The organism is Xanthomonas sp. NCPPB 3582 (assembly GCF_041475735.2).
Classification (GTDB): domain Bacteria; phylum Pseudomonadota; class Gammaproteobacteria; order Xanthomonadales; family Xanthomonadaceae; genus Xanthomonas; species Xanthomonas codiaei.
Map to the genome: position 1 here is coordinate 3297511 of NZ_CM192968.1, position 23526 is coordinate 3321036.

Sequence of the window (23526 nt, forward strand, 5' to 3'; positions counted from 1 at the left end):
ATGGCTGCACGCAAGGCAAACCCTCCCGTCATCGAAGTCCAGGCCCGCCCCGGGCAGCCGCTGGGCATGCCGGTGGAGCGCTTCCTGCGCACCTACTGGCACAAGCACCCGCTGCTGATCCGCAATGCCTTCGCGGACTTCGTCTCGCCGCTGCAGCCGGAAGACCTGGCCGGGCTGGCCTGCGAGGATGGCGTGCTGGCGCGGCTGATCAGCCACGACCGCGCCACCGACGACTGGAGCGTGCGCACCGGCCCGTTCCAGGAAACCGACTTCCCCGGCCTGCCCGACCATGACTGGACCTTGCTGGTGCAGGACGTGGATAAATGGGACGCCGATGTGCGCGGCCTGCTGGAGCAGTTCCGCTTCCTGCCGCGCTGGCGCATCGACGACATCATGATCAGCTTCGCCGCCACCGGCGGTTCTGTCGGCGCGCATGTCGACCATTACGATGTGTTCCTGCTGCAGGGCCAGGGCCACCGTCGCTGGCAGATCGACGCACGCGCCTCGCAGGGCCGCAAGCCCACGCCGCAGGCATTCCGCGACGATGTCGACCTCAAGCTGCTGCGCGAGTTCAAGCCCACCCACGACTGGGTGCTGGGCCCGGGCGACATGCTGTACCTGCCGCCGCTGGTGCCGCATCACGGCGTGGCGCAGGATCCGTGCCTGACCTTCTCCATCGGCACCCGCGCGCCCTCCTCGGCCGAGCTGATCGGTGACTACCTGGATACCCTGATCGCCGATGCCGACGAGGCGGTGCGCTACCACGACGAAGACCTGAAGGTGCCGGCCGACCCGTACGAGATCGACGTCACCGCGATGAACCGCGTGGTCGCCGCGCTCAATGCGCTGCGCATGAACGACCCCGATCGTCTGGGCGACTGGTTCGGCCGCTTCATGACCACCTACCGCGCCTCCGGCGACGTGGTGCCGGCACCGGAGCCGATCCCGCGCGAGGCAGTGGAACAGGCACTGGACGAAGGCGTGGTGCTGTATCGCCACCCGTGGTCGCGGCTGGCCTGGCGGCGTGCCAAGCGTGGCGCCACCCTGTTCTGCAGCGGGCTGGAATTTGCGCTCTCGGCCAAGGACGCCGCTCGCCTTGCGGCAGCCGAACAGATCGATGGCACGCTCTACGGGCAGCTGTCGGCGCGCGGTCGCGAGGTGGTGCTGGAGCTGCTGGCGCAGGGCCATTACCAGCGCGCCCATGAGGATACGCACGAGGACATCGAGGACATCGACGACGCAGGGGCAGCCGCGCTGAGCGTGTCGGCCGATCACGACGACACGCATGACGATGCCGCTACCGTGGACGCCGACGATGCCATCGACGACGCTGCGGATGTCGAGGAGGTGGCCGACGATGCGGAGACCCCGGAGCAGCGCATCGATGCCGCCGAAGCGGAACTCGGCGAGGAGGAGCTCGGCGAGGACGAGAACGGGGACGACGACGAAGACGCCTCGGACGACGACCAAGACCAAGGCAGCTCTCCGCGCCCATGAGCCCACACGGCAGGCCACAGATCGTTTCGCTGGACCCGGCCACCGACGCTGCCGCCCTGCGTACGCTGCGCCTTGCCTGCGGCGGCACGGCCCCGGGCGGTGCGGCCGAGGCCGAGTGGGACGCGCTGGACCCGCTCAGCCTGCACCTGGCCGCGCGCACCGGGGAGGGCCAACTGGTCGCCTCGGTCCGGCTGACCCCGGACCGGCGCATCGACCGGCTCGGCCTGGTGCCGGACTGGCGCCGCCGCGGCCTGTCGGACCAGCTGCTTGCCGCCGCAGTGGCCAGCGCCGTCCAGCGTGGCTGGCCCGGCCTGCGGGCCCGTGTGAGCGCAAACGCCGAAGCGGTCTTCGCACGCCAGGGCTTTCTTCCCGACGGCCCTGCGGACCTGCCACCCGAGAGCAGCACCGATGCCGGCGATCCACCCGGCACGCCGCTCCATCGCCGGCTCGACGGCCCCATGGCGGTGGATACCCTCGGCGCGGCCCTGGCCGCCACCACCGGCCTGCTGTGCAGCGCGCGCCGGCAGGTACTGATCTATACCCGTGCCCTGGACCCGCCGCTGTTCGACAACGCCGCGGTGCTGGACGCACTGCGCCGTTTCGCCACCGCCCGTCACGACAAGCGGGTGCAGGTGCTGGTGCAGGACACCGCCAGTGCCACTGCCAGCAGCAGCGCGATGCTACGCCTGGCGCAACGCCTGCCCAGCGTGTTCCGGTTCCGGGCGGTCAGCGATCCGGTCGATACCAGCTATGCATCGGCCTACGTGGTCGGCGACGACGCCTACTACTTTCGTCCAACGGGTCATCGCTACGACGACGGCGAAACCTGGCTGTCCGGCGCGGCCCGCAGCCGCCAGCTGGAGCGCGAATTCGCGCAGATATGGGAGCGCAGCGCACTTTGGAACGAACCGCGCGCACTCGGCATCTGATGGCGCAATGCCCTTCGCAAATAGGCGCGCAAGCGATTGGTCTACCCCGCCGGTCAGCTTGCAGACGCCCCCTCACAAGCGCAAGGGGGTATAATTTTTCGAGATTTGAGACCGACCGGCAAGGCATCTTGCCCTGCCGCTTCCGCACAATCATCCCCACAGCAGACCCGACTTACCATCGTGGATAATCTCCTAAAGCACTTCGCGCAGTCATCGCAGCTCGCCGGCGGCAACGCCGCCTACATCGAGGATCTGTACGAGCAGTACCTCGTCGCCCCGGACAGTGTCGATCCGAAGTGGAAGAGTTATTTCGACGGCTTCGAGGGTCGCGGTGCCGGTGATGTGCCGCATTCGGCCGCCATCGCCCACATTCTCACCGCCTCCAAGCAGGCCGCCTATGCCGGAACCGGCGCAGGCGCCAGCGACGAGCGCGAGCGCAACGTCGGCCGCCTGATCACCGCCTACCGTGCGCGCGGCCACCTGGGCGCGCAGCTGGATCCGCTCGGCCTGACCCCGCCGGTCAACCCGCCCGACCTGGACCTGCCGTTCCACAGCCTCTCACAGGCCGATCTGGACAGCGAGTTCAGCACCGGCGGCGTCGGCGGCCAGCCGCGCATGAAGCTCAAGGACCTGCTGGCACGCCTGAAGGCGACCTACGCCAGTACCATCGGCGCCGAATTCATGCACATCCAGGAATTCGACCAGCGCCAGTGGATCTACCGTCGCCTGGAAGATGCCGGCGGCAAGATCGCCGGCGATGCGGCCAGCCGCAAGCGCACCCTGGAGCGGCTCACCGCCGCCGAAGGCCTGGAGCGCTACTTGCACACCAAGTACGTCGGCCAGAAGCGCTTCTCGCTGGAAGGCGGCGACTCGCTGATCCCGATGATGGACGAGATCATCCGTCAGTCCGGCAACGATCAGGTCAAGGACATCGTGATCGGCATGGCCCACCGCGGCCGCCTCAACGTGCTGGTCAATACGCTGGGCAAGAATCCGCGCAAGCTGTTCGACGAGTTCGAAGGCAAGTTCGAGCATGCCCATGACGACCGCGCGCACACCGGCGACGTCAAGTACCACATGGGCTTCTCGGCCGATATCGCGGTCGGTGGCGACAAGCAGGTGCATCTGGCCCTGGCGTTCAACCCCTCGCACCTGGAAATCGTCGACCCGGTCGTGGTCGGCAGCGTGCGTTCGCGCCAGGAGCGCTTCGGCGATGCCGAGCGCAAGGCCGTGCTGCCGATCCTGATCCACGGCGACGCCGCCTTCGCCGGCCAGGGCGTGGTGATGGAACTGTTCCAGATGTCGCAGGCGCGCGGCTTCGCGGTCGGCGGCACCGTGCACATCGTGGTCAACAACCAGATCGGCTTCACCACCAGCACCCGCGACGATGCCCGCTCCACGCTGTACTGCACGGACGTGGCCAAGATGATCGGCGCGCCGGTCTTCCACGTGAACGGCGACGACCCGGATGCGGTGATGTTCGTGTCCAAGCTGGCCTACGAATTCCGCCAGCAGTTCAAGAAGGACGTGGTCATCGACCTGGTCTGCTACCGCCGCTGGGGCCATAACGAGGCCGACGAACCGGCCGCGACCCAGCCGGTGATGTACCAGACCATCCGCAAGCACAAGACCACCCGCGAACTGTATGCCGCCAGGCTGGAAAGCGAAGGCGTGCTGAGCGCCGACGAGGCCAAGGCGCTGGTGGACGGCTACCGCAACAAGCTCGATTCGGGCGAATACACCACCGAGCTTGCCAAGCGCAAGCCGGACGAATTCGCCATCGACTGGTCCAAGTATCTGGTCGGCACCGCCGCCGATCCGGTCGACACGCGCGTCCAGCGCGCGCAGCTGGACCGCCTGGCCAAGCTGATCACCACCATTCCCGAAGGCGTCGAGCTGCATGCCCGCGTGGCGAAGATCTACGAAGATCGCGTCAAGATGGCGGCAGGCGACCAGCTCGGCGACTGGGGCTTCGCCGAGAACCTGGCCTATGCCACCTTGCTGGCCGAAGGCCACAAGCTGCGCCTGGTCGGCCAGGACGCCGGTCGCGGCACGTTCTTCCACCGTCACGCGATCCTGCATGACCAGAAGACCGACAACTATTACCTGCCGCTGCGCCAGCTGGTGCAGAACCCCGAAGACGCTACCGTCATCGACTCGCTGCTCAGCGAAGAAGCGGTGATGGGCTTCGAATACGGCTACTCCACCACCGACCCGAACGCGCTGTGCATCTGGGAAGCGCAGTTCGGCGACTTCGCCAACGGCGCGCAGGTGGTGATCGACCAGTTCATCGCCGCCGGCGAAGCCAAGTGGGGCCGTATCGCCGGCCTGTCGCTGTTCCTGCCGCATGGTTACGAAGGGCAAGGCCCGGAGCACAGCTCCGCACGCCTGGAGCGCTTCCTGCAGCTGTGCGCGCTGGAGAACATGCTGGTCTGCGTGCCGACCACCCCGGCGCAGTGCTTCCACATGATCCGCCGCCAGATGCGCATGACCACCCGCAAGCCGCTTGTGGTGATGACGCCCAAGTCGCTGCTGCGCCACAAGCTGGCGGTATCGAGCCTGGAAGAACTGGCCGATGGGCAGTTCCAGCACCTGATCCCGGATGCCAAGGCCGACGCGGCCAAGGTCAAGCGCGTGGTGCTGTGCTCGGGCAAGGTGTATTACGACCTGCTCGAAGACCAGACCAAGCGCGGCCAGGACGATGTCGCCATCGTCCGCATCGAGCAGCTGTATCCGTTCCCGCGTGCGCAGCTGGCGGCCGAGCTCAAGAGCTATGCCAACGCCACCGACGTGGTGTGGTGCCAGGAAGAGCCGCAGAACCAGGGTGCGTGGTACCAGATCCGCCACCATCTGAACTTCTGCCTGGCCGGCGGTCAGAGCCTGCATTATGCCGGCCGCGCCCGCTCGCCCTCGCCTGCTGCCGGCCACATGGCCGACCACATCGTCGAACAGCAGAAGCTGGTCGCCGATGCGCTGCTCAATCCGTTCAACGACCAAGTCGCTGAATAACTCCTCTTCCCCAAAGAACGAAAACCCTAGGACGCTCCCCGAATGGCCACCGAAGTCAAAGTTCCGGTACTGCCCGAATCCGTTTCCGACGCCACCATCGCCAGCTGGCACAAGAAGGCCGGCGAAGCGGTCAAGCGCGACGAGAATCTGGTCGACCTGGAAACCGACAAGGTCGTGCTGGAAGTTCCTTCGCCGGTCGACGGCGTGTTGAAGGAAATCAAGTTCGACACCGGCAGCACGGTCACCAGCAACCAGATCCTGGCGATCATCGAAGAAGGCGCCGTGGCCGCAGCCGCGCCCGCCGAGGAGAAGAAGGCCGACGCTCCGGCACCGGCCGCTGCTGCGCCGGCACCGGCACCGGCTGCCGCCGCTGCGCCGGCTCCCGCGTCCAAGTCCGCCGCCGATGCGCTGCCCCCGGGTGCGCGGTTCTCCGCGATCACCCAGGGCGTGGATCCGTCGCAGGTCGAGGGCACCGGCCGCCGCGGTGCGGTGACCAAGGAAGACATCGTCAACTTCGCCAAGGCCGGCGGCGTGGGCAAGGCCTCGGGCGCCCGCCCGGAAGAGCGCGTGGCGATGACCCGCGTGCGCAAGACCATCGCCAAGCGCCTGATGGAGTCCAAGAACTCCACCGCGATGCTGACCACCTTCAACGAAGTGAACCTGGCCAAGGTGTCGGCCGCACGCAAGGAACTGCAGGACGAGTTCCAGAAGGCGCACGGCATCAAGCTCGGTTTCATGAGCTTCTTCGTCAAGGCCGCCGCCAACGCGCTGCAGCGCTTCCCGCTGGTCAACGCCTCGATCGACGGCGACGACATCATCTATCACGGCTACAGCGACATCTCGATCGCGGTGTCCACCGACAAGGGCCTGGTCACGCCGGTGCTGCGCAACGTCGAGCGCCAGTCGTTTGCAGAGGTCGAGCAAGGAATTGCCGACTACGCCGCCAAGGCGCGCGCCGGCAAGCTGGGCCTGGACGACCTGCAGGGCGGCACGTTCACCATCACCAATGGCGGCACCTTCGGCTCGCTGCTGTCCACCCCGATCATCAACCCGCCGCAGAGCGCCATCCTGGGCATGCACGCGATCAAGGAACGTCCGATCGCCGAGAACGGCCAGGTCGTGATCGCCCCGATGATGTACCTGGCGCTGTCCTACGACCACCGCATCATCGACGGCAAGGACTCGGTGCAGTTCCTGGTCGACATCAAGAATCAGCTGGAAAACCCGGGCCGGATGTTGTTCGGTCTGTAAGGCTCAAAGCCCCTCTCCCATCGGGAGAGGGGTTGGGGTGAGGGTACGGCCGCACTTGCATGTCCGGGTGCCCGTCCCCAATCCAGCAGCACAGTCGGCAGCGCCATCCCGCTCCGCCGCACCCTCATCCGGCGCTACGCGCCACCTTCTCCCGCAGGAGAAGGGAAAGGCAAAGGACTCTAAAAATGGCTGAAAACTACGACGTCGTCGTCATCGGTGCCGGCCCGGCCGGCTATCACGCGGCGATTCGCGCGGCCCAGCTGGGCATGAAGGTCGCCTGCATCGACGCGGCACTGGGCAAGGACGGCAAGCCCGCCCTGGGTGGTACCTGCCTGCGCGTAGGCTGCATTCCGTCCAAGGCGCTGCTGGATTCCTCGCGCCAGTTCTGGAACATGGGTCACCTGTTCGGCGACCACGGCATCAGCTTCAATGACGCCAAGATGGACGTGCCCACCATGATCGGCCGCAAGGACAAGATCGTGAAGCAGTTCACCGGCGGCATCGCGATGCTGTTCAAGGCCAACAAGATCACCCCGTACTACGGCTTCGGTCAGTTGCAGCCGGGCAACATCGTCAAGGTCACCCAGCACGAAGGCGGCGAGATCGAGCTCAAGGGCACCAACGTGATCCTGGCGGCCGGTTCGGAATCGATCGAACTGCCGTTCGCCAAGTTCGATGGCGACACCATCGTCGACAACGTCGGCGGCCTGGACTTCACCGCCGTACCCAAGCGCCTGGCAGTGATCGGCGCCGGCGTGATCGGCCTGGAGCTGGGCAGCGTGTGGAAGCGCCTGGGCGCCGAGGTCACCATCCTCGAAGCGCTGCCGGATTTCCTGGCCCTGGCCGACGCCGAAGTGGCCAAGACCGCACTGAAGGAATTCAAGAAGCAGGGCCTGGACATCAAGCTCGGCGCCAAGGTCAGCAAGACCGAGATCACCGGCAGCGGCGATGCCAAGCAAGTGGTGCTGAGCTACACCGACGGCGCCGGCGAGCAGACCCTGACCGTGGACAAGCTGCTGGTGGCCGTGGGCCGCAAGGCCGCCACCAAGAACCTGCTGGCCGACGGCACCGGGGTCAAGGTCACCGACCGCGGCCAGATCGAGGTCGATGGGCACTGCCATACCGGCGTCGACGGCGTCTGGGCGATCGGCGACTGCGTGCGCGGCCCGATGCTGGCGCACAAGGGTTTCGAGGAAGGCATCGCGGTGGCCGAATTGATCGCCGGCCTGCCGGGCCACGTCAACTTCGACACCATTCCGTGGGTCATCTACACCGAGCCGGAAATCGCCTGGGTCGGCAAGACCGAGCAGCAGCTGAAGGCCGAGGGCGTCGCCTACAAAGCCGGCAGCTTCCCGTTCGCGGCGATCGGCCGCGCGGTGGCCATGGGCGAGCCGGCCGGCTTCGTCAAGGTGATCGCCGATGCCGAAACCGACCGCGTGCTGGGCATGCACCTGGTGGGCGTGGGCGTGTCCGAGCTGGTCCACGAAGGCGTGCTGACGATGGAATTCAACGGCTCGGCCGATGACCTGGCACGTATCTGCCATGCGCACCCGACGCTGTCCGAAGCCATCCACGACGCCGCGATGGCGGTGAGCAAGCGCGCGATCCACAAGGCCAACTGAGGCCGGGATTTGGGATTCGGAAGTGGGGATTGGCAACCGCGGTTCCCGCCTCCGACGATTCCCAGCCATGACATAACGCCGGGTAGATTCCGGCGTTATGTTTTTCAGGCCCAGTCAGAAGTCGTGCAAAGTGCATTCCACAACTTTCCAGATGACATCGACGCGCCGCGCCCCGCTTTTACGAATCCCCACTCCCGAATCCCGAATCCCATGAAAAGCATCTGCGTCTATTGCGGCTCCAACGCCGGCAACAAACCCGCCTATGTCGAACGCGCCACCGCGCTGGGCCAGCGCATCGCTGCGCAAGGTCTACGTCTGGTCTACGGCGGCGGCAATGTCGGACTGATGGGCACGGTGGCCAATGCGGTCCTTGCTGCCGGCGGTGAAGTCACCGGCGTCATTCCGCAGCAGCTGGCCGACTGGGAAGTGGCGCACCGCGGGCTGACCACGCTGGAAATCGTCGGTTCCATGCACGAGCGCAAGATGCGCATGTTCGAACTCTCCGATGCCTTCGTCGCCCTGCCCGGCGGCTTCGGCACCATGGAAGAGATCTTCGAAATGCTGACCTGGCGCCAGCTCGGCATCGGCAACAAGCCCTGCGCCTTCCTGGATATCGAAAACTTCTATGCGCCGCTGATCGGCATGATCGATCGCATGGTGGAAGAGCGCTTCCTGCATCCGGATCAGCGCACCGACCTGTGGTACGGCAGCGACATCGAGCAGATGCTGGAATGGATGCAGCACTACACGCCGGCCCAGGCCTCGAAGTGGATCGACGAGAAGCGCCGCTCCACGCTGGTGTAAGCGGCGACCACCGGCGCCGCACCAGGATGCGTCGGCACTCTGAGGCGCATCCAGTCGTCCATGGCACCGTCGAGTGGCATGCCGGCCACGGCGATCACCATGACCGCAGCGGGCGGCACCAACGCCTCGCATAGAATGACGGCGATGCTCGATACCCTTGCCGCTGACGCGCACTACAGCCTGGACATCAAGCACAGCCGCTTTCTGGCCCATGCCTGTGCCCTGGAATCGTCGGCACAGGCGCTTCAGATCCTGCAGCGCGTGTCGGTGCCGGAGGCCACGCATAATTGCTGGGCCTATCGCTTCGGGCAGGAGTATCGCTCCAGTGATGATGGCGAACCCAGCGGGACGGCCGGCAGGCCGATCCTGGCGGCAATCGATGGCCAGGGCTTCGATCGCACCGTGGTGGTGGTGACCCGCTGGTACGGCGGCATCAAGCTCGGCGCCGGCGGGTTGGTGCGCGCCTATGGCGGCGCCGCGGCCGAGTGCCTGCGGCTGGCGACGCGGCGGCCATTGATCGCACTGACGCTGCTCGATCTGCGCTGTCGGTTCGACGACCTGGGGCTGGTGCATGCCGCCCTGGTCGCCTTCCATGCCCACAGGCTGGACGAACGTTTCGATGCCGATGGTGCGGCATTGCGGGTGCAATTGCCCGCAGATCGGCTTGCAGGCTTGAAAACCCGTCTGTGCGACGCCACTCGCAACCGTGTCCATCTCTCAACACCGGAAGCCGCATGAACCAGCCAGCCGCCGCCAGGCCCAATCCGTTGCGGAAGCTTGGCAGCCTGCGCACCCTGTGGCCGTTCGTGCAGCGCCAGCGCGGCCTGTTCGCCGCATGGCTGATAGCGCTGGCGATTTCCTCGACGGCCACGCTGAGCCTGCCGGCCGCGGTCAAGCGCATGATCGACCACGGCTTCTCCGGCGGGGCGCAGATCAACCAGGCATTCGCCCTGCTGTTCGCGGTTGCGGTGGTGCTGGCACTGGCCACGGCGGCGCGGTTCTACTTCGTCTCGCTGCTGGGCGAAAAGGTCGTCGCCGACCTGCGTGGCCGCCTGTATGCGCATCTGATCGGGCTGGACGCCGGCTTTCACGACCGCAGCCGCAGCGGCGAACTGGTGTCGCGGCTGTCGGCCGACAGCGAACTGCTGCGCGGTCTGATCGGTACCACCATGTCGGTGGCCTTGCGCAGTTCGGTGACGGTGATCGGCAGCATGGTGATGCTGTTCGTGACCAGCCCGCGCCTGGCCGGCTTCACCCTGATCGGCATCCCGCTGGCGGTGCTGCCGATCGTGCTGGGCGCGCGCCGGCTGCAGAAGATCTCGCGCGCCAGCCAGGACCGCGTGGCCGATGCCAATACGCTGGCTGCCGAAACCCTGGGCGCGGTGCGCACCGTGCAGGCGCATGCGCGCGAGCATTACGAGAGCCAGCGTTTCAGCCAGGCGCTGGTGTCCGCCATCGACACCGCACGGCTGCGGGTGCGTACCCAGGCAGGCGTGACCGCGGTGGCGATCATGCTGATCTTCGGCGCCATCGTCAGCGTGCTGTGGCTGGGCGCGCACGACGTGGTGTCCGGCCGCATGACCCCGGGCACGCTGGGCCAGTTCGTGCTGTATGCCCTGATCGGCGGCGGCTCGGTCGGCGCACTGGCCGAGGTCTGGAACGAGCTGCAGCGCGCAGCCGGCGGCATGGGCCGGGTCGGCGAACTGCTCGACGAACAGCCGGCGATCGTGGCGCCGGCCACGCCCACGCCCTTGCCGCAGCCGCTGCATGGCGCGATCCATTTCGACCAGGTGGTGTTCCATTACCCGCAGCGCCCCGATGCACCGGCGCTGGATCGCTTCGACCTGCATGTCCGCCCCGGCGAGACCGTGGCCCTGGTCGGCCCCTCCGGCGCCGGCAAGAGCACGGTGCTGTCGATGCTGTTGCGTTTCCATGACCCGGTGAGCGGCCGCGTGCGCATCGACGAGGTAGATCTGCGCTACACCGACCCGGTGCGCCTGCGCGAGCATATTGCGCTGGTGCCGCAGCAGCCCACCCTGTTCGCCGCCAGTGCCGCCGACAACATCCGCTACGGGCGGCTGCAGGCCAGCGATGCCGAGGTGGAAGCCGCCGCCGCGGCCGCCGAAGCGGACGTCTTCATCCGTGCGCTGCCGCAAGGCTACGCCAGCGAGCTGGGCGAGCGTGGCACGCGCCTGTCCGGTGGCCAGCAGCAACGCGTGGCGATCGCGCGCGCTCTGCTCAAGGACGCGCCGATCCTGCTGCTGGACGAGGCCACCAGCGCACTGGATGCGCAGAGCGAGCGCGCCGTGCAACAGGCGCTGGACCGGCTGATGCAGGGCCGCACCACCCTGGTCATCGCGCACCGCCTGGCCACCGTGCTCAAGGCCGACCGCATCGTGGTCATGGACGCCGGCCGCATCGTCGCGCAGGGCACCCACGCGCAGCTGATCGCCGAGGGCGGCCTGTATGCGGAATTGGCGCGGCTGCAGTTCATCGATCAATGACCGCCTGGGTGAGGCCCACGCCGGCCGCGATGTTTCGCATGGCGACCGGACGCAGGCGCCGTGCTCCGCTCCAACCAACGCATTGAGCTCGCCATGGCCCGCCCCAGAACCACCATCCGCCAGCTCAGCTATTTCGTCGCATTGGCCGACACCGGCAGCTTTACCCGCGCTGCCGAGCAGATGGGCGTGTCCCAGCCGTCGCTGTCGCAGCAGATTCGCGCACTGGAGACCATCATCGGTGCGCCGCTGTTCGAACGCGGCGTGCCGGCAATCCTGACTCCGCTGGGACGCGACCTGCACGACCGCGCGCGCAGCATCCTGCTGGACGTGGCCGACCTGGAGGACGTGCGTGCCACCTCGGCCGATCCCCTGATCGGCACGATCCGGCTCGGCGTCTCGCCGACCCTGGGCGCCTACCTGATGCCCAGCCTGGTGGCGCGCCTGCACCGCGAGCATCCGGCGTTGCGCGTGCACGTGCGCGAAGGCCTGCCGACCGTGCTCGCCAGCGATCTGGCCAACGGCGTGCACGACCTGGTGCTGGCGCAATTGCCGGTGGCCGGACGCAGCCTGCACAGCGAGCGCCTGTTCCGCGAACCGTTGCACGTGACCATGGCCGCCGATCACCCGCTGCGCAGCAAACGCTGCATCACCCCGGCCGATCTGCGCGGCGCCAACCTGCTCACGCTGATGCCGGACTATCGCTTGGCCGAACAAGTGGCCGCGATTGCGATGGACGTCGGCGCGCATGTGCTGCGCGATTACGAAGGCACGAGTCTGGATGCGATCCGACAAATGGCCGGCATGGGCATGGGCCTGGCGCTGCTGCCGGACCTGTACGTGCGCCAGGAAATCCGCGAAGGCGACGATGTGGTGGTCCGCCCGATCAAGGGAGGCCGTTATTACCGGGATATCGGCCTGCTCTGGCGCCAGGGCGCGGGGCGTGCGCCAGCGTTCGGTTTGATCGCCGACATGCTGCGCGCGGCGGCCGCATAGGAAAATCCTATACAACGGATAAGCACGCCGGCCTTGTCCTGTCGCCGCAACTCGTCAATGCTTTACTGAACTCATCAATGGACATTCAATGGCGGCGCAGCGGATCGGATGGCGGGAAGCGGTAGCCTGGCTGGCGGAGATCGTCGGGCCGGACATGCCGTATGTGCGTCTTGCCCTGGTGTATGGCGTGGCGATCAGCCTGCTGTCGCTGGCCACTCCCATCTCGGTGCAATTGCTGATCAACAGCGTCGCCAACACCGCGCTGCCCACGCCGTTATGGACCCTGTCGGGCCTGTTGCTTGGCCTGCTGCTGCTGGTGGCGGCCCTGAGCGCGATGCGGGTGTGGGTGATGGCGTTGTTCGAGCGCCGGCTGTTCGCGCGGGTGGTGGCGGAAATCACCGTGCGCGCGGTGCATGCGCAGAACCCGTTCTTCGCCGACCAGAACCGCAACGACATGTTCAACCGCTACTTCGATCTGGTGGTGGTGCAGAAGGCGGTGCCCAGCCTGGCGGTCGGCGCCTTCACCATCGTGCTGCAGTCGGCGGTGGGCCTGATCGTCACCAGCTTCTATCATCCCTTCTTCCTGGGTTTCAACGCGCTGTTGCTGCTGACCATCTTCTCGATCTGGATGATCTGGTCGCGCGGCTCGATCCGCTCGGCGGTCGAATTGAGCCATGCCAAGCACAATGCCGCGCACTGGCTGGAAAGCGTTGGCGGCTCCAACGGGTTCTATAAATCCAGCCGCCACCTCAACTTCGCGATGGAACGCTCCGAAGCGGTGACGGCAGCCTACGTGGCGCGGCATCGGCGCCATTTCCGCTACACCTTCACCCAGACAGTGGCGTTCCTGCTGACCTATGCGGTGGCCAGCGCGGCGCTGCTGGCGCTGGGCGGCAGCCTGATCCTGCGCGGCGAGCTGTCGATCGGCCAGCTGGTGGCCGCCGAGCTGATCCTGAGCGCGGTGTTCTACGGCATCGCGCAGCTGGGCAGCTACCTGGACGTGTTCTACGACCTGGTCGCCAGCGCCGAGGAATTGTCGCTGCTGTACGCCATCCCGCAGGAGCGCCCGGTGGCTGCCGCAGGCGAGACCCCGAGCAACAGCGCCGTGCGCCTGGACGACGTGGTGATCGAGGGCGCGCGCTTCAATTTCGCGCTGGAGGCCGGCGAGCAATTGGTGACGTTGGCAGGTGGTGGCGCCGAACGCCTGCTGGCCATGGTGCTGAAGCGCCACGTCGTGCCCGATCGCGGGCTGGTGATGGTCGGCGGCGCCGACATGGCCACGTTCGACATGTACCTGCTGCGCTCGGAGGTGACCGTGCTCGATCGGCCGACGATCGTGGAAGTCACCATCCGCGAATACCTGGCGATGGCCTCGGCCAACGTGACGTCCGAGGCCATGCTCCAGGCCATCGATGCGGTGGGGTTGCGCGCGCGCATCGCCGCCTTGCCGCAAGGCCTGGACACCCGGCTTGCCGCGTCCGGCTATCCGCTGTGGATCGGCGATGTGATGGCGTTGAAACTGGCCAACGCGCTGCTGGTGCGTCCGCGCGTGCTGATGCTGTCGCAGCTGTACGACCTGCTGCCGGCAGAACGCCTCACCCAGATACTGCGACGCCTGAAGGATGCCGGCACAACGGTGCTGCTGTGCACCGGCCGGCCGGAGGACATCACCCTGGATGGCTGGTTCCGGCTGGAACCGGAGCGCCAGCAACGCTACGCCACACGCGCCGAGCTGATCGCGTCCACGCAGGAGGCGAACGATGCAGCACGTCTCTGACCGGATCGCGCACTTCCCTACCCTGGCGGCGATGCGCCCGCCCAGCATCGCCAAGGCATTGGCCTGGATGCTGTTGATCGGCATCGCCATCGCCGGCGCCATCCTGGCGTTTGCGCCCTGGGTGCAGACCGCCAGCGGCAAGGGCCAGGTGGTCTCGCTGGATCCGGGCGATCGCCAGCAGCAGGTCACCGCCTTCGTCCCTGGCCGGGTGGAGCGCTGGTATGTGCACGATGGCCAGCACGTCTCCAAAGGCGACCCGATCGCCCGGGTCAGCGACCTGGACCCGGACCTGCTCACCCGGCTTGCCAGCGAGCGTGCGCAGGTGGCCGCGGAGATCGCCGCCCTCCAGCAATCGCGCGCGGTCGCCAGCATCGACGTGGAACGCAGCCGGCAATTGCTTGCCGAAGGCCTGGCCGGCCGCCGCGACTTCGAACTGACCCAGATCAAGGTGGCCGAGGCCGATGCCAAGCTGGCCGAATCGCGTGCCAAGCTGACCCGCATCGATATCCAGTTGAACCGCCAGTCGGCGCAATTGGTCCGCGCCCCGCGCGATGGCCGCGTACAGCAGCTCAACGCCGCCAGCGGCAGCGCGATGGTGTCGCCGGGCACCGTGCTGGCCGTCATCGCACCCGAGCGCGTGGAGCGCGCGGTGGAGCTGTATATCGACGGCCGCGACGTGCCGCTGATCCGTCCGGGCCGCCCGGTGCGGCTGGAGTTCGAAGGCTGGCCGGCGATCCAGTTCAGCGGCTGGCCATCGGTGGCGCATGGCATGTTCGACGGCCGCGTGCGGGCGATCGACCCCAATGCCGCACCCGATGGCCTGTTCCGCATCCTGGTCGAGCCGATGCCGGGCAAGCCGGCCTGGCCGGCGCAGGAATTCGCCCGCCAGGGCGGCAAGGTGCGCGGCTGGGTGCAGGGCGAAACGGTGCGGGTGGGCTACGAACTGTGGCGCCAGCTCAACAACTTCCCGCTGGAATTCGGGCGGCGTCCGTCGGCCACCATGCAGGACGAGGGCAAGGCCAAGCCGGCAGCCGGCGACAAGTCCGAAGACGACGCGACGGGCAAGAAGTGATGCGCCGTCTTGTTGCCCTGCTGATCGCACTCTGCCCCGGTGCGGCATTCGCCCAGGCCACGCCACTGAGCCTGGACGAGGTCCTGCAATCGTCGGCCCGCTCCGCGCCACAGATCATCGAGTCGCTGGCCAAGGTGCGCCAGGCCGAAGGCAAGGGCATCTCCGCCGACGGTGCCTTCGATACCGTGTTCGATATCGAAGGCCGCTCGCGCGAGGCCGGCTACTACGACGGCAGCACCATCGAAACCGGCGTCAAGCGCCCGTTCGAGGAAAACGGCGGCTACTACTACGGCGGCTACCGCTCCTCGCGCGGCGCGTTTCCGGTCTACGAAGACAAGTCGTACACCGACCGCGGCGGCGAAGTGAAGGTCGGCGCGCTGTATGCGCTGTTACGCGACCGCGTGGTGGACGAGCGCCGCACCCGGCGCAGCGTGGCCAGCGCCGACATCGACGTTGCCCAGTACGAAGCAGAGATGGTGGCGATCGGGGTGCAACGGCGTGCGGTCGACGCCTACCAGAGCTGGGTCGCTGCCGGCCTGAAACTGCGCGCCTACAGGGATCTGCTGGACCTGGCCGAACGCCGCCGCAACGCGATCTCGCGGCAGGTGACGCTGGGCGCACGTCCCACGATCCTGTTGACCGAGAACGACCAGAACCTGGTACGTCGTCGCGCGCTGGTGGTGCGTTCGGAGCAGGAGTTCGCCAACGCGGCCAATGCCTTGTCGCTGTACCTGCGCGATGACGCCGGCATGCCGATGATCGTCTCCGACCAGCGCCTGCCAGCCGACACCTCCGCGCTGGAAGGGCTGGCCGGCGCCAGCAAGATCACCGCGCCGGTCGAGCGGCCGGATTATCGCGCCGTGCTGACCCGTATCGACCAGGCCACCGCGCGGCTGATGCTGGCGCAGAACGACCTGAAGCCGCGCCTGGATGTGAGCGTGGAAGTCAGCAAGGACCTGGGCCCGCCTGGCGTGGGCGGCCCCAACCGCTCGCCCACCGATGCCATCATCGGCTTCCGCTTCAGCGTGCCGCTGGAAAACCGCGCCGCCAAGGGCCGCGTGGCCGAAGCGCGCGCCGAGATCGAAGCGCTGGATCAGCGCAGCCGCTACCTGCGCGACCAGATCTCGGTGGAGGTGGAATCCATCGTGATCTCGCTCAATGCCGCCGAACGCCTGGCCAGGATCGCCGAAGAAGAACGCAGCCTGGCCGACCGCCTGGCCACCGCCGAACGGCGCCGCTTCGAACTGGGGTCGGGTGACTTCTTCCTGGTCAACCAGCGCGAAGAAACCGCCAACGATGCACGCGTGCGCCTGATCGACGCGCAGGCACGCATCGCCTCGGCACGCGCCGAACTGGCGGCGGCCACCGCCGACCGGGATGCGCTGCAGCTGCGCCGCTGAGCGCGTCGGGCCTGTCTGCACGCAAGCGGGCAGCAGCAATCGGATCCAGCGGGCTCGATGCAGTGACGGTACCGCGATCCAGCGGGGTCGCATTGGACCAGCCAGCACGGTCGAGAGCGTCTTCGGCATGCCGAGCCTGGGACAAACGCGTTTCCTCGCACACACGGCGCAATGACGCATCGATAACATGGGCGTGCGCATGCTCGGTCTTGCAGCCCAGCGCTCCCGGTGCGACGCGCTGCAACCCTGGAGTCTTCGGAGGTCACCATGTCTTTCCGTCAATTTCCCGCGGTCGATGCAGATGGCGAACCCTATGTGATCGTCGAGTTTCGCGACGAGCAGGCTTGCCGATCCAACACCCGGTCCGCTCCGCGCTACGAGTTGCCCGACGGTCGCCATCTGCAGCGACAGGGCCAGCGCTTCGTCACCGAAGGTGGCGAGTTGCGGCTTTCCGCCGCCTGACCCCCTGGTCATTTTTTGACCACACCGCATCCAGCCCTTGCGCAGCAAGGGCTGGATCGGGTTATCCACATGCTTGTGCAGATTTCATCCACACCCGGTGTGGATGAAATGGTCATGCCCAGCGCGCCAGACGCATCCTGGCGCTGCCTGTTGGAAACTCGGTAATGTCAGTGCTCCGAGAACTGTATTCGGCCGTCATGTCCGGCAGGGACCGTCAGCGGCGCGCGGCGTTGGAGTTGCCGCCCACGTCGACGACGTCGCAGCGAGCGTCGGCTGGATGCGAGCCCGAACCCGAGACATCACGTCACGTGCCAGCGGCGCGGTGCAACGGCGCACACAGCGATCCTGCAGACGCCATCCACCAAACAACGTGCCTCACTCATTCAGCCCGATCCGAGCGCTCCAGCACGCGTCCGATCTTGCTGTGATCGATCTCGCTGGCCGCCCGCGCCAGAGCGCCACGATCGCTGCGTTGCTCGAAACCGATCCGGAAATGCAACTCGCCTGCCGGTGTGCGCGAGGAATGGATCGAGGCCAGGTTCACCCCATGCCGCTCGAAGACATGCAGCAATGCGCGCAACGAGCCGGGCTGGTCTTCGGGCAGGTAGACGCTCAGCGTCAACGGCTCGGTGAGGTCGGCCAGCAGGTAGCCCACCCGCTCGTAGGTGTAATTGCCGGCAGCCAGCGCCTGCTGTTGCAGGGCCTGCGCGTTGTCGTCCAGAAAGCGGCGGCGGAACTGCGCACGCGCCGCGTCATCGCCCTGCGCCACCAGCGCGCGCAACTGCTGCAGATGCGCCAGGAGCCGGTCGAGCATTTCGCCAACGTAGGGATTGCCGAACTGGATGTCTTCGTAGATCGCCGGATTGAGCGAGAGGATGCGCGCGATGACCGCGGTATCCAGTTCGAACGAAGCCGACCGGTAGGGCATCAGCGTCTGCAGCTCGCCCAGCAGCGGCGCGTAATCCCGCAAGGTGCCGGCCTGCGCCAGATGGGTGGCGTGCACCATCGCCTGCACCAGTGCCATCACCCGGTCGTGGTGCTCGGGAGTTGCGTAAACGCAGTGCGCCTGCAAGGCCGTGCACAGCGTCTGCACCCACGCCGACCAGTGCTGCAGGCGCGCCTGGCAAACCACCATCACCCTGCCCTTCAAGGTCGGCGACTTCGGCGGCGCGGTCATCGGATGCAGGCCGATCACCTCGGCACGGGATGCCAGCATCGCTGCCACCGGCGCCTGCTTGATCGAGGTGACATCCATCCATAGTTGCGATGCAGCGCGGGCGCCAGCGAGCTCGACATAGCGCCCGATCAATGCGGCGGTATGGCGAATCGGCGCGGAAAAGATCAGCACGTCCGCCCGTTGCGCCAGAGTGGCTTCGTCGATGCCGCCACTGTCTGCAGGATCAAAGCCGATGACTTCCAGTTGCATGCGCGTGCGCAGGAACTGCGCCAGCCAGCGTCCGTACGCGCCGGCGATGCCGACGATGCCGACAACCGGCTGGGCCATCACGCCAGCCGCTCGACGGCGAAGCGTGGCGACGCCGCGAGCGCGGCCGGCGCGGCGGCCAGCACATCGAACTCTTCGTGCCCTGCCGCCAGGGTCGCTTCCAGCGCGCCATGCACGCCACTGAGCGCATGGCCCACCGCCTGCTCGAACGGCACATCGCGCAGCAACAAACCGACCAGCAAGGCCATCAACACGTCGCCAGTACCGGCCACGTCCACTGGCAAGTGCGGTGTCGCCCAGCGATACACCGCCTCGTTGCTGACCGCCAGGGTGACCAGCTCGCCCGCCGCACCGGCTACGCTATGCGCAAGCACCCACTGCGGCCCACGCGCGAGCAAGGCGCGCGCGGCGGCGAGGGCATCGTCCTGTTGCAGGCTAGGCAGGCCGGTCAATCGCCCCAGTTCGAACGCATTGGGCGTCACCAGCCAGGCATGCGGCAGCAGGCGTTCGGCGAAGACACGCTCCAGCCCCGGCTCGACGTAAGGACCGGTATGCGTATCGCCGATCACCGGATCCAGGCAATAGCGCAGCTGCGGCGCCTGCGGCAGGGTCTGTTCCAGCCAGTGCGCAAACGCCTGGCCATTGTCCACGCTGCCGAAATAGCCGGATACCAGCATGCGTGCGCGCTGCGGCAGCCCACGCTCGCTGGCGCCGAGCAACAGATCGGCCAGCCAGTCGGCCGGCAGGATACGCCCGCGCAAGGTGGCGTAGAACGGCGCATTGCTCAGCAGCGTGGTGGGCACCTCGGCCACGCGCAGGCCGAGCGCACGCAACGGCGGCACGGCGGCGCTGTTGCCGGCATGGCCGTACACCAGCTGCGATTGCACCGAGATCACATCGATCGGCGAAGGACCCTCCGGACGCTGACGGCGACCGTGGACGAGATGGCTGTCGGTTGCATCGCTCATGGGAGGCGCCGTCGTAAGAAGAGAGCAACATTATCGGACGCCCAGCGTTAGCGCGTGGAGTGCCTAACGCGATGCGTGGTCGAGTTGCATCCCGAACCGGATGCGATCCTTTGACGGCGCCGACGTCCAAGAGCGGCCGACAAACTTACTGCGCGGCCGATGCTCGGAATCGGCATGTCGCACGCCTACCCTCCCGTTCCTCCGCGCCGTCCGCACCCACCTGGCGACCTCGCCACGTTTTGTCAGTCGCTCCACGTCGACCTGCTCTGCAAGCGCGGCCGAACGCTTCAACGCTGTGCACCGCCTGCGTAACCGGCACCTTTCGAGAGCAACGGTGCCGGTTGCAGGCTGGCGTTGGCCTGGCAGTCGGTACGCGCCCTACCCTCACCCGCCCTTCGGCCACCTTCTCCCGATGGGAGAAGGGTGTCGTTCTGCTGGCACTTCTCGCGAGGACAGCTTCCGCGAATCGGTGCCCTCACGCCAAGAGCTCTCCAGCAAGAAGCAGACGTCGCCTACGACGTCATCCGGTCCCAGAAGCCCTTGACGCCATCGATGAACGTGGCCGACTTGGGCGAATGCTTGCGGGCGTCCTCACCGGTGAACGTAGCCTCGAACTGCTGCAGCAGTTCGCGCTGGTCGGCAGTGAGGTTGACCGGTGTTTCCACCACCACACGGCAATACAGATCGCCCTCGCTGCGGCTGCGCACCGACCGCACGCCCTTGCCGCGCAGGCGGAAAAGCTTGCCGGTCTGGGTCTCGGCCGGGATGCGGATTTCCGCCTCGCCGCCCAGGGTGGCTACACGCACGGTATCGCCCAACGCCGCCTGCGAAATGCGGATCGGCACTTCGCAATGCAGGTCGTCGCCATCGCGCTGGAAGATCGCATGCTCGCGCACGCGCACCTCCACGTACAGATCGCCCGGCGGGGTGCCGGCCGGACCGGCCTCGCCCTCGCCTGCAAGACGGATCCGGTCGCCGGTATCCACGCCGGCCGGCACCTTGATCGACAGCACCTTGTCTTCTTCCACACGACCGGCACCGTGGCAGGTCTTGCACGGATTCTGGATCCGCGTACCGCGGCCATCGCAATGCGGGCAGCTCTGCTGCATGGCGAAGATGCCGCGCTGGATGCGCACCTGGCCGCGCCCATGACAGGTGCCGCAGGTCTCGACCTTGCCGTCTTCCGAGCCGCTGCCGTGGCAGGGCGCGCATTCGATCAGCGTCGGGATCTCGATGCGCCGCTCGATGCCGGCGACGGCTTCTTCCAGATCCAGTTCCAGCACGTAACCGACGTCGGCACCACGTCGCGCAGCGCGCGGACCGGCGGCGCCACCGCCAAAAATATTGCCGAAGATATCGCCAAAGATATCGCCCATGTCCGGGCCGCCCGGCCCGCCACCACCGCCCATGCCGTGCTCGAACGCCGCATGGCCGTGCGCGTCGTAGGCACGACGCTTATTGCCGTCGGACAGCACTTCGTAGGCTTCCTTGCACTCCTTGAACGCCGCTTCGGCAGCAGCATCGCCCGGATTGCGGTCGGGGTGGTGCTTCATGGCACAACGCCGATAAGCCTTCTTCAGCTCCTCGTCGCTGGCGCCGCGGGCAACGCCCAGCACTTCGTAGTAATCGCGTTTGCTCATAAACCGGGATTCGGGATTCGTGATTCGAGATTCGTTGAAACGCAAAAGCGGACAGCGTGTGCTGGTCCGCCTTGGCGACGCGACGCGTAGAGGATATCGGGGTGAGGACTCACCCGCACGGCGGCGTGCGAATCCCCACTCCCGACTCCCAAATCACGGCTTACTTCTTGTCGTCCTTGACCTCGGTGAACTCGGCGTCCACCACGTCGTCGGCGGCCTTGGAGGCCTGCGCGTTGCCGCTGGCCGCATCGGCGTTGCCGCCCTGCTCTGCCGCGGCGGCCGCTGCATACAGCGACTGACCGGCTTCTTCCAGGGTCTTGCTGCGCGCTTCGATCTGCGCCTTGTCGTCGCCCTTCATGGCGGTTTCCAGATCCGCCAGCGCCGCTTCCACCTTGCCGATCACATCGCCACCGACCTTGCTGCCATGCTCGGTGATCGCAGTGCGGGTGGCGTGGATCAGGCCATCGGCCTGGTTACGCGCCTGTACCAGCTCCTGGAACTTCTTGTCTTCCTCGCGGTTGGCTTCGGCGTCGGCGACCATGCGCTGGATCTCTTCATCCGACAGACCCGACCCGGCCTTGATCTCGACCTTCTGTTCCTTGTTGGTCTTCTTGTCCTTGGCCGACACATGCAGGATGCCGTTGGCGTCGATGTCGAAGGACACTTCCACCTGCGGCATGCCGCGCGGCGCCGGCTCGATGCCGGACAGGTCGAACTTGGCCAGCGACTTGTTGAAGCGGGCCTGCTCACGCTCACCCTGCAGCACATGCACGGTCACCGCCGACTGGTTGTCCTCGGCGGTGGAGAAGGTCTGCGAGGCCTTGGTCGGGATGGTGGTGTTCTTTTCGATGATCTTGGTGAACACACCGCCCATGGTTTCGATACCCAGCGACAGCGGGGTCACGTCCAGCAGCAGCACGTCCTTGACGTCGCCGGCCAGCACGCCGCCCTGGATCGCGGCGCCCACGGCCACCGCTTCGTCCGGATTGACGTCCTTGCGCGGTTCCTTGCCGAAGAAATCGGCCACCGCCTGCTGCACCTTCGGCATGCGGGTCTGGCCGCCGACCAGGATCACTTCGTTGATGTCGCTGGCGCGCAGGCCGGCGTCGTTCAACGCGGTGCGGCACGGCTCGATCGACTTCTTGACCAAGTCTTCCACCAGCGCTTCGAGCTTGGCACGGGTCAACTTGATGTTGAGGTGCTTCGGGCCCGAGGCATCGGCGGTGACGTACGGCAGGTTCACTTCGGTCTGCTGGCTGGACGACAGCTCGATCTTGGCGCGTTCTGCGGCGTCCTTCAGGCGCTGCAGCGCGAGTGGATCCTTGCGCAAGTCGATGCCCTGGTCCTTGTTGAACTCATCGACCAGATACTCGATGACGCGGTTGTCGAAGTCTTCGCCGCCCAGGAAGGTGTCGCCGTTGGTGGCCAGCACCTCGAACTGCTTTTCGCCATCGACTTCGGCGATCTCGATGATCGACACGTCGAAGGTACCGCCGCCCAGGTCGTACACGGCGATCTTGCGGTCGCCGCCGTTCTTGTCCAGGCCATAGGCCAGGGCCGCGGCGGTCGGCTCGTTGATGATGCGCTTGACGTCCAGACCGGCGATGCGGCCGGCATCCTTGGTGGCCTGGCGCTGGCTGTCGTTGAAGTACGCCGGCACGGTGATCACCGCTTCGGTGACCTTCTCGCCGAGGAAGTCTTCGGCGGTCTTCTTCATCTTTTCCAGCACGCGCGCGGAGATTTCCTGCGGCGCCATGCGCTTGGAATCGCTGGTCTGCACCCAGGCGTCGCCGTTGTCGTGCGCCAGGATGCCGTACGGCACGTGCGAGATGTCCTTCTGCACTTCGCCATCGGTGAACTTGCGGCCGATCAGGCGCTTCACCGCGTAGAAGGTGTTCTTCGGGTTGGTCACCGCCTGGCGCTTGGCCGAGGCACCGACCAGCACTTCGCCATCCTTGGTGTAGGCGACGATGGAGGGCGTGGTGCGGTCGCCCTCGGAATTTTCGATGACGCGGGCCTTGCCGCCGTCCATGATCGCCACGCACGAATTCGTGGTGCCGAGGTCAATACCAATGATCTTGCCCATGGATACGCTCCTGATGAGTCTTTAGCTGTGTCCGGCGACGCCGGGTCTGGCTGAGATGTGGGGGTGGC

Annotated in this window: 17 protein-coding genes and 1 other RNA gene; 14 read left to right on the forward strand and 4 right to left on the reverse strand. The window is 66.7% G+C overall.

All coding sequences use genetic code 11. The features are described from left to right. The 13 genes from ACCQ05_RS13840 to ACCQ05_RS13900 all read left to right on the forward strand — a co-directional run bounded on the left by ACCQ05_RS13840 (position 1) and on the right by ACCQ05_RS13900 (position 17320). Positions 1 to 1497 (forward strand): ribosomal protein uL16 3-hydroxylase, encoded by a 1497-nt coding sequence (locus ACCQ05_RS13840; protein ID WP_372390935.1) that lies wholly within the window; start codon positions 1 to 3, stop codon positions 1495 to 1497. Beyond that, entirely contained in the window at positions 1494 to 2426 is a 933-nt protein-coding gene (locus ACCQ05_RS13845) for a GNAT family N-acetyltransferase (RefSeq protein ID WP_228964234.1), read from the forward strand. Before ACCQ05_RS13840 ends, ACCQ05_RS13845 begins: the two co-directional genes overlap by 4 nt. A 180-nt stretch (positions 2427 to 2606) precedes the next feature. Further along, the gene (locus ACCQ05_RS13850) at positions 2607 to 5435 is read left to right on the forward strand and encodes a 2-oxoglutarate dehydrogenase E1 component (protein ID WP_506191526.1); all 2829 of its coding nucleotides are present in this window, start codon (positions 2607 to 2609) and stop codon (positions 5433 to 5435) included. A gap of 42 nt (positions 5436 to 5477) precedes the next feature. Further along, on the forward strand, positions 5478 to 6686 hold the full coding sequence (gene sucB, locus ACCQ05_RS13855; protein ID WP_104540551.1) for a dihydrolipoyllysine-residue succinyltransferase: 1209 nt from the start codon (positions 5478 to 5480) through the stop codon (positions 6684 to 6686). Between the two features lie 185 nt (positions 6687 to 6871). After that, positions 6872 to 8308 carry a dihydrolipoyl dehydrogenase gene (lpdA, locus tag ACCQ05_RS13860; RefSeq protein ID WP_372390940.1) on the forward strand — a complete coding sequence of 479 codons (1437 nt, stop codon included), beginning with the start codon at positions 6872 to 6874 and terminating at the stop codon, positions 8306 to 8308. Positions 8309 to 8518: 210 nt separating this feature from the next. Next, a complete protein-coding gene (locus tag ACCQ05_RS13865) occupies positions 8519 to 9112 on the forward strand; it encodes an LOG family protein (protein ID WP_104540548.1) in 594 nt (197 codons plus the stop codon). Positions 9113 to 9247: 135 nt separating this feature from the next. Then, entirely contained in the window at positions 9248 to 9850 is a 603-nt protein-coding gene (locus ACCQ05_RS13870) for an IMPACT family protein (RefSeq protein WP_372394094.1), read from the forward strand. Continuing rightward, the gene (locus ACCQ05_RS13875; protein WP_372390942.1) at positions 9847 to 11616 is read left to right on the forward strand and encodes an ABC transporter transmembrane domain-containing protein; all 1770 of its coding nucleotides are present in this window, start codon (positions 9847 to 9849) and stop codon (positions 11614 to 11616) included. The genes ACCQ05_RS13870 and ACCQ05_RS13875 overlap by 4 nt, the downstream gene beginning before the upstream one ends. A gap of 93 nt (positions 11617 to 11709) precedes the next feature. Then, positions 11710 to 12609, forward strand: coding sequence for a hydrogen peroxide-inducible genes activator (locus ACCQ05_RS13880; protein ID WP_104540546.1), 900 nt, complete (start codon positions 11710 to 11712; stop codon positions 12607 to 12609). A gap of 88 nt (positions 12610 to 12697) precedes the next feature. Next, complete coding sequence (locus tag ACCQ05_RS13885; protein ID WP_104540545.1) at positions 12698 to 14386, forward strand: ATP-binding cassette domain-containing protein; 1689 nt, start codon at positions 12698 to 12700, stop codon at positions 14384 to 14386. Then, a complete protein-coding gene (locus tag ACCQ05_RS13890; RefSeq protein ID WP_104540544.1) occupies positions 14370 to 15458 on the forward strand; it encodes an HlyD family secretion protein in 1089 nt (362 codons plus the stop codon). Before ACCQ05_RS13885 ends, ACCQ05_RS13890 begins: the two co-directional genes overlap by 17 nt. Then, a complete protein-coding gene (locus ACCQ05_RS13895) occupies positions 15455 to 16858 on the forward strand; it encodes a TolC family protein (RefSeq protein ID WP_228964227.1) in 1404 nt (467 codons plus the stop codon). The genes ACCQ05_RS13890 and ACCQ05_RS13895 overlap by 4 nt, the downstream gene beginning before the upstream one ends. A gap of 267 nt (positions 16859 to 17125) precedes the next feature. Beyond that, positions 17126 to 17320 carry a hypothetical protein gene (locus tag ACCQ05_RS13900; protein ID WP_372390946.1) on the forward strand — a complete coding sequence of 65 codons (195 nt, stop codon included), beginning with the start codon at positions 17126 to 17128 and terminating at the stop codon, positions 17318 to 17320. 379 nt (positions 17321 to 17699) lie between these two features. On the opposite strand, the gene ACCQ05_RS13905 is transcribed toward ACCQ05_RS13900, so the two are convergent. After that, complete coding sequence (locus tag ACCQ05_RS13905; protein WP_372390948.1) at positions 17700 to 18827, reverse strand: prephenate dehydrogenase; 1128 nt, start codon at positions 18825 to 18827, stop codon at positions 17700 to 17702. Further along, positions 18824 to 19732: a pyridoxal kinase gene (gene pdxY / locus ACCQ05_RS13910; protein ID WP_372390950.1), complete on the reverse strand. Its 909-nt coding sequence runs from the start codon at positions 19730 to 19732 to the stop codon at positions 18824 to 18826. Before pdxY ends, ACCQ05_RS13905 begins: the two co-directional genes overlap by 4 nt. A gap of 174 nt (positions 19733 to 19906) precedes the next feature. On the opposite strand from pdxY, the gene ACCQ05_RS13915 reads away from it, so the two are divergent. Beyond that, positions 19907 to 19980: non-coding RNA, sX9 sRNA (locus tag ACCQ05_RS13915), on the forward strand. Positions 19981 to 20244: 264 nt separating this feature from the next. Here the strand turns inward: ACCQ05_RS13915 and dnaJ are convergent. Next, positions 20245 to 21372, reverse strand: coding sequence for a molecular chaperone DnaJ (gene dnaJ / locus ACCQ05_RS13920; protein WP_228964223.1), 1128 nt, complete (start codon positions 21370 to 21372; stop codon positions 20245 to 20247). A gap of 160 nt (positions 21373 to 21532) precedes the next feature. Beyond that, positions 21533 to 23458: a molecular chaperone DnaK gene (gene dnaK / locus ACCQ05_RS13925; protein ID WP_372390952.1), complete on the reverse strand. Its 1926-nt coding sequence runs from the start codon at positions 23456 to 23458 to the stop codon at positions 21533 to 21535. Positions 23459 to 23526 lie beyond the last annotated feature (68 nt).